Origin of the sequence: Hymenobacter sp. UYP22 (assembly GCF_040547285.1) — a bacterium.
In the GTDB taxonomy this organism is placed as follows: domain Bacteria; phylum Bacteroidota; class Bacteroidia; order Cytophagales; family Hymenobacteraceae; genus Hymenobacter.
Genome location: NZ_JBEPPK010000003.1, coordinates 43,501 through 56,949, shown reverse-complemented (window position 1 = coordinate 56,949; position 13,449 = coordinate 43,501). Strand labels below are relative to the sequence as shown.

The 13,449-nt window shown below is 60.5% G+C and carries 11 protein-coding genes and 1 pseudogene; 5 read left to right on the top strand and 7 right to left on the bottom strand.

Features of this window, described 5'->3' with window-relative positions; genetic code table 11:
- Positions 1 to 19: 19 nt before the first annotated feature.
- Positions 20 to 454 carry a lipocalin-like domain-containing protein gene (locus ABIB60_RS06420; protein ID WP_354578565.1) on the bottom strand — a complete coding sequence of 145 codons (435 nt, stop codon included), beginning with the start codon at positions 452 to 454 and terminating at the stop codon, positions 20 to 22.
- A 187-nt stretch (positions 455 to 641) separates the two neighbouring features.
- Here ABIB60_RS06420 and ABIB60_RS06415 point away from each other — a divergent pair, with 187 nt between their 5' ends.
- The 3 genes from ABIB60_RS06415 (at position 642) to ABIB60_RS06405 (ending at position 4,066) form a co-directional block, all read left to right on the top strand.
- Entirely contained in the window at positions 642 to 1,637 is a 996-nt protein-coding gene (locus ABIB60_RS06415; RefSeq protein ID WP_354578564.1) for an aldo/keto reductase, read from the top strand.
- Positions 1,638 to 1,965: 328 nt separating this feature from the next.
- Entirely contained in the window at positions 1,966 to 2,877 is a 912-nt protein-coding gene (locus tag ABIB60_RS06410; protein WP_354578563.1) for a helix-turn-helix domain-containing protein, read from the top strand.
- A 127-nt stretch (positions 2,878 to 3,004) separates the two neighbouring features.
- The gene (locus ABIB60_RS06405; RefSeq protein WP_354578561.1) at positions 3,005 to 4,066 is read left to right on the top strand and encodes an aldo/keto reductase; all 1,062 of its coding nucleotides are present in this window, start codon (positions 3,005 to 3,007) and stop codon (positions 4,064 to 4,066) included.
- 166 nt (positions 4,067 to 4,232) lie between these two features.
- Here ABIB60_RS06405 and ABIB60_RS06400 read toward each other — a convergent pair whose 3' ends face one another.
- Positions 4,233 to 4,748, bottom strand: a complete 516-nt coding sequence (locus ABIB60_RS06400) for an FKBP-type peptidyl-prolyl cis-trans isomerase (protein ID WP_354578560.1) — start codon at positions 4,746 to 4,748, stop codon at positions 4,233 to 4,235.
- 370 nt (positions 4,749 to 5,118) lie between these two features.
- Here ABIB60_RS06400 and ABIB60_RS06395 point away from each other — a divergent pair, with 370 nt between their 5' ends.
- Positions 5,119 to 6,579 (top strand): ArnT family glycosyltransferase, encoded by a 1,461-nt coding sequence (locus ABIB60_RS06395; RefSeq protein WP_354578558.1) that lies wholly within the window; start codon positions 5,119 to 5,121, stop codon positions 6,577 to 6,579.
- A gap of 42 nt (positions 6,580 to 6,621) precedes the next feature.
- Entirely contained in the window at positions 6,622 to 7,383 is a 762-nt protein-coding gene (locus tag ABIB60_RS06390; RefSeq protein ID WP_354578557.1) for a hypothetical protein, read from the top strand.
- Between the two features lie 131 nt (positions 7,384 to 7,514).
- Here the strand turns inward: ABIB60_RS06390 and ABIB60_RS06385 are convergent, their stop codons facing one another.
- The 5 genes and pseudogenes from ABIB60_RS06385 to ABIB60_RS06370 form a co-directional block, all read right to left on the bottom strand.
- Complete coding sequence (locus tag ABIB60_RS06385; protein ID WP_354578555.1) at positions 7,515 to 9,497, bottom strand: AAA domain-containing protein; 1,983 nt, start codon at positions 9,495 to 9,497, stop codon at positions 7,515 to 7,517.
- 91 nt (positions 9,498 to 9,588) lie between these two features.
- Positions 9,589 to 9,858: a hypothetical protein gene (locus ABIB60_RS06380; RefSeq protein ID WP_354578554.1), complete on the bottom strand. Its 270-nt coding sequence runs from the start codon at positions 9,856 to 9,858 to the stop codon at positions 9,589 to 9,591.
- Positions 9,839 to 10,111, bottom strand: a pseudogene (locus tag ABIB60_RS22415) (DUF7710 domain-containing protein). The gene ABIB60_RS06380 and the pseudogene ABIB60_RS22415 overlap by 20 nt, the downstream one beginning before the upstream one ends.
- A 317-nt stretch (positions 10,112 to 10,428) precedes the next feature.
- Positions 10,429 to 11,784, bottom strand: a complete 1,356-nt coding sequence (locus ABIB60_RS06375) for a sensor histidine kinase (RefSeq protein WP_354578552.1) — start codon at positions 11,782 to 11,784, stop codon at positions 10,429 to 10,431.
- Positions 11,774 to 13,147 (bottom strand): sigma-54-dependent transcriptional regulator, encoded by a 1,374-nt coding sequence (locus tag ABIB60_RS06370; RefSeq protein WP_354578551.1) that lies wholly within the window; start codon positions 13,145 to 13,147, stop codon positions 11,774 to 11,776. The genes ABIB60_RS06375 and ABIB60_RS06370 overlap by 11 nt, the downstream gene beginning before the upstream one ends.
- Positions 13,148 to 13,449: the final 302 nt, after the last annotated feature.

Below are 13,449 nucleotides of genomic sequence, written 5' to 3'. Positions count from 1 at the left end.
ATTATCGACCGCACAGAAGCTACCGCGAATACGTGGCGTCGATGGTGACCTGTTGGTTATTGACAATAGCCGGGAGTTTATAGTGCAGCACCAGCTTTTGGCTGGTCAGCTCCCGCACTTCCCGCGACAAATCGGTGCGGGGGTTGAGACTTTGCATGCTGATAGTAGAGCCGGCGTAGGTGTACGGGGCCGTGAAATAGAGCTGATTGCCCCGGTACTCCTGGAAAGTGCTGGCCGATATTTCCAGGTAGTCGCCGGTGGTGCCGGGCTGGTGCCGCTCGGTGATGGTCTGGCCCGTGCTGGCGTCGGTGTTAATGCTGTGTTCAAGCACCAACTGCCAGCGGCCGGGTAGGGTTGCGGGTTCCGTCTTTTCCTTCTTACAACCCATAAGCGTACTCATAGACAGGAAAACGGCGCAGGTAGCCGGGCGGATAAGCGAAGGAGAAAGGGCCATAGCAGGAGGAAGGATGCGGCAGCAAAGAAAGGCGAAAACCCAGGAAATATAGGCGTTTTTGCAGCGTACTTCCAGCCCCCAGGCTGCGGTTTGTATTGCAGATGCGCGGGTTTGTGTAGCTCCGGTGGGGCGGCGGCGGCGGACCTTTGTAACGGAAAATACGTCATCCTTTTAACCCTTCGTTACGATGAGCAACCTCAAACGAGTACCCCTGGGCAGCCAGGGCCTGGAAGTACCAGTAGAAGGCCTGGGCTGCATGGGCATGACCAGCGGCGTAGGCGGCATGAGCGTGTACGGCGAGGCCGACGAGCAGGAAAGCCTGGCCACCCTGCACCGGGCTCTGGAGCTGGGCGTAAACCTGCTGGACACGGCCGACCTGTATGGCCCCTTGCTGAACGAGCAACTAGTGGGCCGGGCCATTGCCGGCCGCCGCCCGGAGGTTATCCTGGCTACCAAATTCGGCTTTGAAGTGGATGAAAGCGGCACCTTCACCAGCCAGCTCAACGGCCACCCTGCCTACGCCCGTAAGTGCCTGGAACGCTCCCTGCGCAACCTCCGCACCGAGTACGTGGACCTCTACTACCTGCACCGCCAGGACCCCCAGGTGCCCATCGAAGACAGCATTGGGGAGATGAGCCGCTTCGTGGAGGAAGGCAAAGTGCGCTACCTGGGAGTTTCGGAAACGCCGGCCGAAGCGCTGCGTCGGGCCCACGCCGTGCACCCCATTACCGCGCTGCAAACCGAGTATTCACTGTTTGACAGGGGCGTGGAGGAAACCGGAGCCTTGCAGGCGGCGCGGGAGCTGGGCATTGGCTTTGTGGCCTACTCGCCGCTGGGCCGGGGCTTTCTGTCGGGGGATATCAAGAGTCCGGATGATTTTGAGGCCAATGACTCACGCCGGTTCTTCCCGCGCTACCAAGGCGAGAATTTCTACAAGAATCTGGAGCTGGTGCAGAAGCTGGAGGCTCTGGCTGCGGCCAAAGGCGTAACGTCGGCGCAGTTGGCGCTGGCCTGGGTGCTGGCCCAGGGCGTGGTGGTCATTCCGGGTACCAAGCGCCGCAAGTACCTAGAGCAAAACGTGGCCGCCGCCAGCCTCACCCTGAACCCCGAGGAGCTAGCCGAACTGGATGCCATTGTGCCCGTGGGTGGTCCGGTAGGCGCGGCGTACCCGGAAGGCTTCTAGGGCGGGTGTAGATGAGACGCGTACTCGCGTCTCATCGTCGCTGACATTGAAGCTGAGTAGGGAGTGGGCCGAAGCCCCAAAGCCCGTCATGCAGAGCCGGAGGCGAAGCATCTCGCGTGCTGACATCAGAGTTACTGCGACAACGTCAGCACGCGAGATGCTTCGTCCCTGGCTCAAGGCGCCACATGCTCTGCATGACGGGCTTTGGGGCTTACTGCAGGTACGTTGTCTCAGCTGACTCATTGCCGCCCGTCCAACGACGAAACGCGAATACGCGTCTCTACACTGCCCCGGCCGGCTTATCTTGTCCTTTCCTTGTTCTACTGTGATGAAACCAGCCGCCCCGCCTTTCCGCCTGCTTGCCTCGGTAAGCGACTTTACCGAGCACTTTGGATTTCCCGCGCCGGTGCACCCGCTGCTCACTGTCATCGACCTGGCGCAGCACCGCCACCCACCGGTGGTGGGGCCGGCCTTACGCCAGCTGTATATTATTGCGCTGAAGAAAAACCTGCAGGGCCGGATTCAGTACGGCCACCGCGCCTACGACTTCAATGAGGGCGTGCTGGCGTTTTACGCGCCGGGGCAGCTCTGCGAAAACAACGAGTCCGTCGACGTATCGGAGCTGAGTGGCTGGATGCTGGTATTCCACCCCGATTTGCTGCACAAGTACCCGCTGGGCCGGAAAATTGGCGGCTACGGCTTTTTTTCCTACCAGGTACACGAGGCCCTGCACCTCTCGGCCCGTGAGGAGCAGCTTCTGGAGGGACTGGTGCACACCATGCGGGCGGAGCACGAGCAGCCCATTGACACCTTCAGCCAGGATGTGCTGGTGGCCCAACTCGACGTGCTGCTGAGCTACGCCAACCGCTTCTACCACCGCCAGTTTCTCACGCGCCGTACCGCCGAGCACGACCTGCTTACCCGTTTCGAAGAGTTGTTGCAGGGATACTTCCGGCAGGAAAAGGAGCAACCCCTGCCCACTGTGCAACACTTCGCCGATGCCCTGCACGTGTCGCCTGCCTACCTCAGCGACATGCTGCGCACTCTCACCGGCCAGAACACCCAGCAGCACATCCACCAGGCCCTCATTGAGAAAGCCAAGCTGCTGCTGCTCGGCACTTCGCTCTCAATCAACGAAACGGCCTACCAGCTGGGCTTCGAGTATCCGCAGTATTTCACCCGCCTGTTCAAGAGCAAAACCGGCTTCACTCCGGCCGCTTTCCGCCTATCTGCGCAGTAGTAGCGCGAACTTTGCAGTTCGCGCCCCCGCGCCGATAGAACCGTCCGAACGGTGCGGGGACGCGAACTGCAAAGTTCGCGCTACTACTGCGCTACTGCTGCGCCACTGGCTCCACTTTCCACTTCCTATGCAATTGATTGATTTTCGCACCCTGGGCCGCTCTGGATTGGTGGTGAGCCCGCTGGCCTTGGGCACTATGACGTTCGGTACCCCGCGCTGGGGCTCATCGGATGAAGAATCGGAAGCCATTTTTCGGGGCTATGTAGAAGCTGGTGGCAATTTTATCGATACGGCCAACGTGTACGCGCAGGGCCGGAGCGAGGAGCTGGTGGGCCGCTACGTGGCCGAGGCCAAGCTGCGCGACCAGCTGGTGCTAGCCACCAAATCGGGGTTTCATAGCGGGCAGCCGGGCAACCCGCATGGGGGCGGCAACGGCCGCAAAAACATCCATCAGGCCCTCGAAGCCTCTTTGCGCCGCCTCCAGACCGACTACGTGGACCTGTACTGGCTGCACGTCTGGGATATGGTAACACCCGTGGAAGAGGTAATCCAGACCCTCGGCGACTTAGTGCGGGCGGGCAAGATCCGCTACTTCGCCTTCTCCGATATTCCGGCTTGGTACGCCGCCAAAGCCGCTACGCTGGCCACCGCCCACAGTATTCCGGGCCCCATTGCTTTGCAGCTGGAATACTCCTTGGTGGAGCGCAACATTGAGCACGAGCACGTGCCCGCTGCCCGGGAGTGTGGGCTGGGCATTACGCCCTGGAGCCCGCTGGCGGCGGGCTTTCTGGCCGGCAAATATCAGCGCGCTAGTGGCTCCGAGGCCAAAGCCAGCGGCGAAGGCCGCCTTTCTGGCCCCAACCCGTTCCAGGACAGCAAGTTTACGGAGCACAACTGGCGGGTGCTGGCGGTGGTAGAGGAGGAGGCCCGGGAGTTAAACCGCACCGCCGCGCAGGTAGCCTTAGCTTGGGTGCTGGCCCAACCCGGTATCAGCTCCGTTATCCTGGGTGCCAGCAAACTCACCCAGCTGCAGGACAACCTCGCCGCCCTCAACCTGCACCTGACACCCGCGCACCTGCAGCAACTCAACGCAGCCAGCGCCCCCGCGGCCATTTTTCCCTACGGTATCTTTACCCCAGCTATCCGCAAGGGTATTTTTGGTGGAACATCGGTGCAGGGCTGGCAGTAAGGCCGGGGCGTAGCCAAAACGGCTTGGTCTGTCGGCTTCAAACTACTAAACATCATTGCTTGATTTCGCTCGGAATGATGTTCATATTAGGCTCTCAACTATCTCCTGAAAACAAAAACCCGCAGCTTGTGCAAGCTGCGGGTTTTTGTTGAAGCGCTGTATCGGCTTAGTGGTGGTGGCCGCCTTCGCCGTGGACGTGGCCGTGGTCGAGCTCCTCGCGGGTGGCGTCGCGCACGGCTTCTACTTTACCATCGAAGTGCATCACCATGCCGGCCAGGGGGTGGTTGAAGTCCATTTTCACGGCCGAGTCGCCGATTTCAACCACTTTGCCCTGCATGTGGTGGCCCTGGTTGTCGGCCATGGGCAGGAAGTTGCCGACCTGCAGCATTTCCTCGTCAATCTGGCCGTCGATTTCGAATACGTTTTTCGGAATCTCCACTATGGCCTGCTCGTCGTAGTCGCCGTAGGCTTGCTCGGGAGTGAGGGAGAAGGTGAACGAGTCGCCGGCTTGCTTGCCGCTGAGCTGGCGCTCAAACTCGTCGGGCAGGCCGCTCATACCATATAGAAACACCATCGGCGCATCTTCCTCCGCCGATTCCACGAGGACTTTCTCTTGGTTTTCGTCCGTTACGCTCAGATCGTAGGTGATAGTAACGACTTTGTTTTCGCTGATTTGGCTCATACGCGGGATGGACGCAGCTGGTCCGGGCTGGGTTGGGAAATGAATTGGACGGCTAGTTACGGAAATGGCCCGTAATTCCGGCCGCTCCGTGGTAGCATACTCTTTCAAGTAGGAGAGTGTTTACGGATGCCGGAATTGTGTGGCCGCCGCTAAAGTAGGCGCCACCTGCTGGGCAAAGCTTGGACGACACACGCCGTTACCGGATATTTGAACGCAATAGTGGCCCAGAAGCGGAGTTCTCGCGGGGCCAGCCAGTATTTGAGCGTGAGGTAATATGAGCACAGCAGTACAGCAACCCCCTACCAGCAGCAGCGTCAGGCCCGATTCTGAGGAGAATCAGCCCCCCAGGTTACGATGGTTGCCCTACGCCGTGGGGGTTGCCCTGCTGCCGCTGGTGTATCTGTTTCTGGTGCACCAGATAGGCTCGTACCCAATTCTGGTATGGGATGAGGGCCGCCTGGCCGTGAATGCCGCCGAAATGGAGCACAATGGCAACTGGCTGGTAACCTACTTCGGGGGGGCGCCGGATATGTGGAATACCAAGCCGCCGTTTATTATTTGGCTGGAAGTGCTTTCCCTGCGCCTGTTCGGCTACTCAGAAACAGCTTTCCGACTGCCTACCATGCTGGCCTCTGTGGCCACGGCCGGGGTTGTGTACCGGTTCGGGTATCGTCATCTGCACACGTTGCTGGGAGCCGCGGCCGCGGTACTTATCCTCATTACCGCTATTGGCTACAACGAGCACCATCGGGCCCGTACCGGCGACTATGATACGCTGCTGACTTTGTGCCTGACGGTGGCCGCACTAGCCTTTTTTCGGTATTTGGAGGAGCAGAAACGGGTGTATTTCGTGTGGGTAACCGTGGCTCTGATGGTGGCCGCCCTCACCAAAGGGGTAGCGGGGCTATTTTGGGGGCCGGCTTTTGTGCTCTATGCCCTCAGCCAGAAAAAGCTGCTGTGGCTGCTGCGCCGCCCGGAGGTATATGCGGGCGCGCTGGTCACGGTGCTGGTAGTAGGAGGCTACTATCTGGCCCGGGAGCAGTACAACCCGGGCTACCTGCAGGCCGTGTACGACAATGAGCTGGGCGGCAGGATGCTGGGCGTGTTGAATGAGCATCAGCATCCCTGGAACTGGTTTCTGGAGGCCATGTACGAGGAGAAATTCATGCCCTGGCTAGTGGTATTTCCCTTCAGCTTTGGGCTGCTGTGGCGCTATCCGGCCGTGCGCGTGCAGAGCCGCTTTGCGGTGCTGGTGGGCTCGGTGGTGGTGGTGCACCTGCTGATAATCAGCACGGCCAGCACCAAGCTAGCCTGGTACGATATGCCCGTTTATCCGCTGGCGTCTTTGCTGGTGGGCACTAGCCTGGGCCGGCTAACTCAGCCGAGCCTACACTTGCCGGATGGGCAGCGCGGGGTAGGGCTTTCCACTCTGCTGGGCCTGGTGCTTCTGCTGGCTACCGTAACCCAGCCCTTCCTGCACACCCTGCGCAAAAACATGGGCATCTACGGCTGGCGGCACGGCGACCCGGCGTTGTCTTTCGGGTTCCAGGCCCAGGCCACGGCCACGCAGCTGCCCATGGCTACTACCTACACCATGTTCTCGGGCGAGACGTACAACCCTTCCATGTTTTATTACGCGCTGGCCGCGCACCGGGAGTACAAGCACACGGTAGCTACCAAGCTGGGTAATCAACTCAACGAGCTACAAGTGGGGGATGTGGTAATGCTCTGCGGCGACCGGGACAAAGCGGCCATAGCCGAGCGGTTCGTCACGTCGGTGTTGGTGCAGGACAATGCCTGTATTACCGTGGAAATACAGCAGCGTAAGTAGGCCGAACGCCGCCGCCTGCTATGTACGAATGCTATTTGATATATGGGCCGGATCAGGAAAATGGAGGTGGTAGGAGCGGTGCTGCTTGGTTTGAGCACGTGGCCCGATGGGGTACTGGCGCAGCGTGCCACGCCTAAGCCCAGTGCCCCAAACAAGAGGTCCTATGCGCTGCCCATCTCGCCCCTTACGCGGCGGGTGGTGTTCCGTGACACGGTGCGGGTACCGGGTGCTTCTGCCGAACGGCTGCGAAGCGCGCTGTACGACGCCTTCTTCCGCAACTTTGCCTTTACTGACTACATAGCTACTGCTTCTGGTCCGGTTGCGTCCATGCAGCCCCGGGAGCCCGCCGCACCCGGCGAAACCGTGACGCTGGGGACCATCACCATGTTTAAGCCTGGCGAGCAGGCGGTGTTCGTGGCCGGCGTTACTCCGCCTGAGGTCCTGGAGCATCTGCCGCCGTTTAACCTCGTGCACTTCACGCTCCGGGCGCGTTTCGAGCCAGGGTTAGCGTATCTCACTGTCACGGACTTGTACCAGCGTACTACCACTGCAAAGCAGGAAATGGACCGGCTTCTGGCTACGACGGGCGCCCGGCCAAAGCCCGATCCTGCATTGGCACAGCTGCCACCGAGCCTGCCCGTGGAAACGCTCTACGCGGTCTGGCTGCCCGGCTACAAACCCGCTCCGGCTACGCCGGCTACTGCGCCCACTACCGCTAAGCCGCCGACCCAGACCGAAGCCCAACGCTTGGCCGAGCACGCCCAGAACGTGCTGAAAGCGCTACGCTACGCCATGTTGCGGTAGCCTTGCGCGGTGACAAACGACACTCAGGAGCCGCTGGCTACCCCGCAAAAAGTCCCGCCCCCGTCCCTTCTATCCGAGGGGGCGGGCGCGGGACTTAAAATTTCCGGGCGCTTTCCGGGGCTGAAAAAGGCTTACTGCAGCTCCCAGGCGGTGCGGTAGGCCCCAATACTTTCCACGTAGTCGAGGAAGGCTTTGTAGAAGGGGTGGCCGCCCAGGGTGCTGGAGTCGCCCACGAGGAGGAGCTTGCGGCGGGCCCGCGTCATGCCCACGTTCATGCGGCGGATGTCGGAGAGGAAGCCAATGTCGCCCTGGGGGTTGCTGCGAGTGAGGCTGATGGCAATAATATCCCGCTCCTGGCCCTGAAAAGAATCGACGGTGCCGATGCTGAGCATGCGGTGCTCCAGTAGGCCCACCAGCTCGTCGTTGTCCTCCACGGCGTCTTTGAGGTAGTTGATTTGGGCGCGGTAAGGGGCAATTACGCCGATGGTGAGCAGGTCGTCGGTGTGGTCGGCCTGGTCGTAGGGCTCCAGCAGCTGGGCCAGGCGTTTCAGCAGCAGGTCGGCTTCTTCGGGGTTGGCTGTGGAGCGGCTTTCCTCGATGGTGATTTCCTGGAAGCCGAAGCCGGCTGTATCCAGAAACTCCACGGCCATATCGGGCGCAAAGCGCAGGTCGTAGGCGGGCAAGTCGGCGTGGGCCACGGTGGGCGCGGCTTGCAGGCGGCCCTCGTAGAACTGCTCCGAGCTGAACTCCATAATCTGCTCGTGCATGCGGTACTGCACTTCCAGCATGCGGGCCGTGTCGGGCTGACGCTTGATGCACTTCTCGAACAGCGTTTCGCGCAAACCCTGAGCGGCGGCCTTCTCGCTTTTCACGGTGGGCGGCAGCTGCTGATGGTCGCCGGCCAGCACCACGCGGTTGGCCTTGCTGATAGGAATCCAGCAGCCCGGCTCCAGGGCCTGGGCGGCCTCATCAATGAACACGGTTTCGTAGGTGAGGTGGCGGATGGCGCGGTTGCTGGCCCCCACCAGCGTGCAGGTAATCACCTGCACCTGCTCCAGCAAATCCTCGGTGATGTAGCGCTCCAACTGGTCGGATTCCTGCAGCAAATCGTGGGCCTGCTGCTTGAGCTGGCGGCGCTGCTCCCGCTCTTCCCAGCCGAAGTGGCGCTTGAACTTGCCAGCCTCCTCGCGGTACTGCTCGGCCGTCTGGCGCATGCTGCGCAGCTCGGCGTAGCTTTTGTGGGCCATAATCTGCGCGTCCAGCGTATGCTGCAGCAGCAGGTCAGAAACCCGGGAAGGGTTGCCCATCCGGATGACGTTCACACCCCGCTCGGCCAGCTTTTCGGTGAGCAAGTCCACGGCCGTGTTGCTGGGGGCGCACACCAGCACCCGCCGCTCCCGCCGGATGGTTTCCAGAATGGCCTGCACCAGCGTGGTAGTTTTGCCGGTGCCGGGCGGGCCGTGAATGATGGCCACATCCTGGGCCGCCAGCACGTGGCGCACGGCCGCCAGCTGCGAGTCGTTGAGGGGTGAGGGATAGTACAAGGTGGCTTCCGACTCCGGCTTGTAGCGGGCGGGCTTGGCGCCCAGCAGCACGTCGCGCAGCTCGGCCAAACGGGTACCAAAAGCGCCCATTACCTTGCCCAGGGCGTACTCCATCTCGCGGTAGCTTACCTCGTCAAAGGTCAGGTCTACGCCCAGCTTGCCTTCGTCTACCCAGTCGGGCAGGTCTTCCTTGGTGGTAGCCAGCGTGATTTTGTTGCGCTTCACGCTGGTAATCACCCCCGAGAGGGTGGGCCGGTCGGAGCCGCTACGGCCGGGAATGTTGCCGAACAGCGCGGCGTTTTTACCCACCTGAAACAGGTGCAGCCCGCCCGCGCCCACAGGGCGTTCCAGCTCCAGCACGAGCTTGCCGCCGAAGCCAATATCTTCCGAAGTTATTTTGACCGGGTACCAGGTGAGGCCCCGCTTCTGGCGCTCGGCAATGGTGGCCTGGGCGCTCTTGATTTTGAATTGTTCAAGGTCCTCCTGCTGCTCGAGCTTCATGAGGGCCTGCACCTTACGCAGCTCTTTTTCCAGCGCGTACGGGTCGGTATAGGTAGGTTGTTCAGCCAACGTGTGGGGTTCTTGTGCGAATCGTTGGTAACAACGAAAACGGGGAAAAGGTGGCCGAAGGTCGGGAGGATTTTGGGAATGAAGCCGTTGATCAGCCAGCGGTTGGCAATGTTGTTATGTACTGCATATGCTCATCGTAGATGGTCACTTCTGCTTTCGGATACATAATCAGGATGCCTATAGCCCGCCGCCGGGCTGCTTTCTCATCCTCGACTTCAAGTTCGATGTAAGGTATTGCGGTCATGCCACCGTGATTCTGGAAGCGCGTTACGCAGTCCTGCATCAATACAATGCCAGTAGCTGCTTCGCAAATGAGTAAGTAATAGCGCTTTTTGGATTGCTCATGCATCACATTTTCCATCCTCATAGTGGTAGTGTTCCTGGCTGGCAGATGTGAAGCGCTGGATAAAGCCCGTGGTGTGCTGCTCCGGCTTGGTTGGCTGAAAAATTCCTGCCTGTTGCGCCCAATCCTACACGCTGATTCCCAACGGGTATTTGGTCAGGATGCCACTTAGCTGATACTGCTGAATATACTCTTCAGCCTGTTGCCGGGAAGTGAATACGCCGCTGGTGAAACGACTGCCGGCTCCGTGAAATACCCAAACTTCGCCCATGTGGAAGAAGATGTAGTGTAAGTTAATAGTGTGTAGAAACCAGCGAAGTAGGAGAGATGCTTCGGCAAGCTCAGCATGACGTTTTAATTGCCCAACGGCGCAGACCTCGTAAACTGCTCCACCACCTCCGCCGCCTGCGGAAACTCCCGTAGCAGCGCGGCTCGCTCAGCCAGCTCAAAATCGGTGAAATCGAAGCCGGGAGATACATTTGAATGAGTTTTGAGTAGTGAAATTAGGAAAAGGTGGCCGAAGGTTGGGAGGTTTTGCTTTGACGGGTCTGTCGTCTATGAAGTGGCCTAATGGGTAATGCTCTTGCCCTAGAATGTACCTGAGGGGGGAAACCGTAGCTGAAACGTACTGCCCGCCCCTGGTACCGAATGAACCTGAATGCTGCCCTGGTGCAGCTGCATGATTTGCTTGGCCAGGCTCAAGCCAATGCCGGAGCCGTGAGGGCGAGTAGTGAAAAAAGGAATGAAGATGTTGTCCAGCACGTCGGCCGCAATACCGCTCCCGTTGTCACTTACCTCGATAACCACCCGTTCCTGTTCATCGGGCCAGGCCCGCAGGCTAATGCGCGGGGAAGGCGTTTGCCCAAGCGCCTGCGCCGCATTGAGCACCAGATTGATGAGCACCTGCTCCAGTAAGTGGCCGTCGGCGTGCAGGGTGAGGTGGGTGGGCCGGACGCTGAGGGTAACGTCAATGCCTTGTGCTGCCAGCTGCTGCGCCAGGAGTTGCCGGGTGGTTTGGAGCAATTCCTGCACGCTGAGGGTGGTGCGCTGGGGCTGGGCCAGGGTGCTAAAGTTCCGGTACACCTGGGCGAAGCGCAGCAGCCCTTCGCTGCGCTGCTGGATAATACCAATACCAGTGCCCACGTCGTCGAGTAGCTCATCAGAAGCCGCGTGCTGCCGGGCACTCTGCACGTGGCGGCCCAGTGAATCCGCCAGCGAGGCAATGGGAGCCACTGAGTTCATGATTTCGTGCGTCATGACCCGTAGTAGTTGTTGCCAGGCGGCCGTTTCGGTATCGGCCAGGGCTTGGCTCACATTCTTAAAAGCCAGCAGGGTACACGCTTCACCCCGGAGCGTAAACTGGGTAGCGGATACCAGCAGCTGCACCGTCTGGCGGTCCACCGTCAGTTTCACCACCTCGGGCTGACCGGGCACGGCCCGGCAGATTGCCGCGTAGAGAACCGGCTGCCGGGACTGCAGGGTCCGGATATTTTTCAGGTAGGGTAGGTGCAGCGTCTGCTTAAATGCCTCGTTCACCCAGGCCACGGTGCCCGTCGCGTCGTAGGAAACAATACCGGTATCAAGCAGCGCCAGGATGGTTTGCAGGTAGTGAAACTGTCCTTCCTGCGCGGCCCGCAACTCCCGAAACGTGGCATTAGCTTGGTTGAAGGCCTCGTGCAGGGCCCGCAGCGTCGCCGGACCAGACTGCGCCGGGTACTGCCGCGAAAAATCCCGGTACTTCAGGGCCAGCGTAAAATCGGTTAGGGCCTGCTGACCGCGCGTTAAGTAGCGGGTCAGCTCCAGGAGCAGTCCTGTCAGCAGCCCCAGGGCCCCCAAAGCCAGCCCGTAGGCATGCTGCAGCGCCGTGTATCCGCATCCGGCCAGCACGGCTACCAATAGTGCTAATCTTCCCAGCAGTCGGACATCCAGGCTATCAAATATCATGCTTGTCGAGCCGGCGGTATAGGGCGGTGCGGGTAAGGCCTAGTTCCTTGGCTGCTTTGGTGAGGTTGCCCTGATGGCGCTCAATAGCCTGTTGGATGGCGTTTTTCTCCACTTCCAGCAACGGCAGCGGATTCTCGGTTACGGACGAACTAGGTGCAGAAGTAGCCAGCGGTTCGGGGTTCCGAAATGAGAAATCAGCCGGCAGCAGCGTGGCACCATTCCCCAGGATAACGGCCCGCTCCACGGCGTGCTGCAGTTCCCGCACGTTGCCGGGCCAAGCGTGCTCCCGGAGCTTGCGCAGGGCCGCAGCACTGAACTCCGGCACGGGTTGCCGGTTGCGGGTGGCGTATACCTGGGCGAAGTGCCGGGCCAGCAGTTCCACATCGTCGGCCCGCTCGCGTAGGGGCGGCAGCGTGATTTCGACGGTGTTAAGGCGGTACATCAAATCCTGGCGGAAAGCCCCGCGGGCTACCAGGGCGTGCAGCGGCGCATTGGTGGCCGACACCAGCCGGATATCCACTGGCACCGAGGTATTGCTCCCCACGGGCACCACCTGGCGGTTTTGCAGGGCCGTGAGCAGCTTGGCTTGCTGGGGCAGGCCGATGTTGCCAATCTCATCCAGAAACAACGTGCCCCCGCTGGCCGCCTCAAATCGGCCCACGCGGCTGGTCTGGGCATCCGTAAACGCGCCTTTGGTGTGTCCGAACAGCTCGCTTTCAAATACTCCCTCGCTAAGGGCGGCCACATCGGCGGCCACGAAAGGCCGGGCAGCGCGGCGGGACTGCTCGTGCAGGCACTTGGCTACCAGCTCCTTGCCCGTGCCATTCTCGCCCAATAGCAGCACGTTAGCCTCCGTTGGGGCGACCCTTTCAATGATGGCGCGCACTTCCTGCATAGGGGCTGATTCCCCCAGGAGAGCGGTAGCCGCGGCTGGCGCGGCTTGTTTTTTCGGGCTGCCCCCGCTTTTGCTGCCGGGGGTGGGTTGGAGGGCCGCGCTAAGTGTTTGCAGCAGTTGCACGTTGTGCCAGGGTTTGAGCAGGAAATCGGTAGCGCCGGCTTTCAGGGCGCGTACCGCCGTGCGCACGTCGCCGTAGGCCGTGAGCAGGAGTACGGCCGTGGAGGGGCTCTGCTCCCGGATGCGGCTTAGCCAGTAGAAGCCCTCGTTACCGGTCGCCTGCCCGCTACGGTAGTTCATATCGAGCAGCACGGCATCGAAATGTTGCTGGCGGAGCAGGGAAAGCAGCCGTTCCGGGTTTTTCTCCGTCACCACTTCCCGCACCTCCGTTTTGAGTAGCAGCCTGAGGGCGAACAGCACATCGGGCTCATCGTCCACCACCAGGATGCGTGCGTGCTTCAGATTCATGAAAAAGCGGCTTGGTAAAACGTAAAAGTCGGGGATAACAGGTATCCGTACCAAGTCAGGCCCCATAAACCGTGCAGGCCTTGGAAAACACTGGTTTTCAATCCCCCAGGTCGTTCTTCGGCCCAGCGGCTTGCTTGGAGTGTATCGGAACCGGACGATCAACTGTATCAAGTCCGAACGGTTAGCAAGGATTGGTTACGGCAGTTTTAAAGCATGCAGTTGATTGGCAGGTACTTGCAAGCCAGGCACCTTTTTTGGCACCGTTGGTAACTGGTTATATGCGGCTAGTGCCTGCGCCAAAT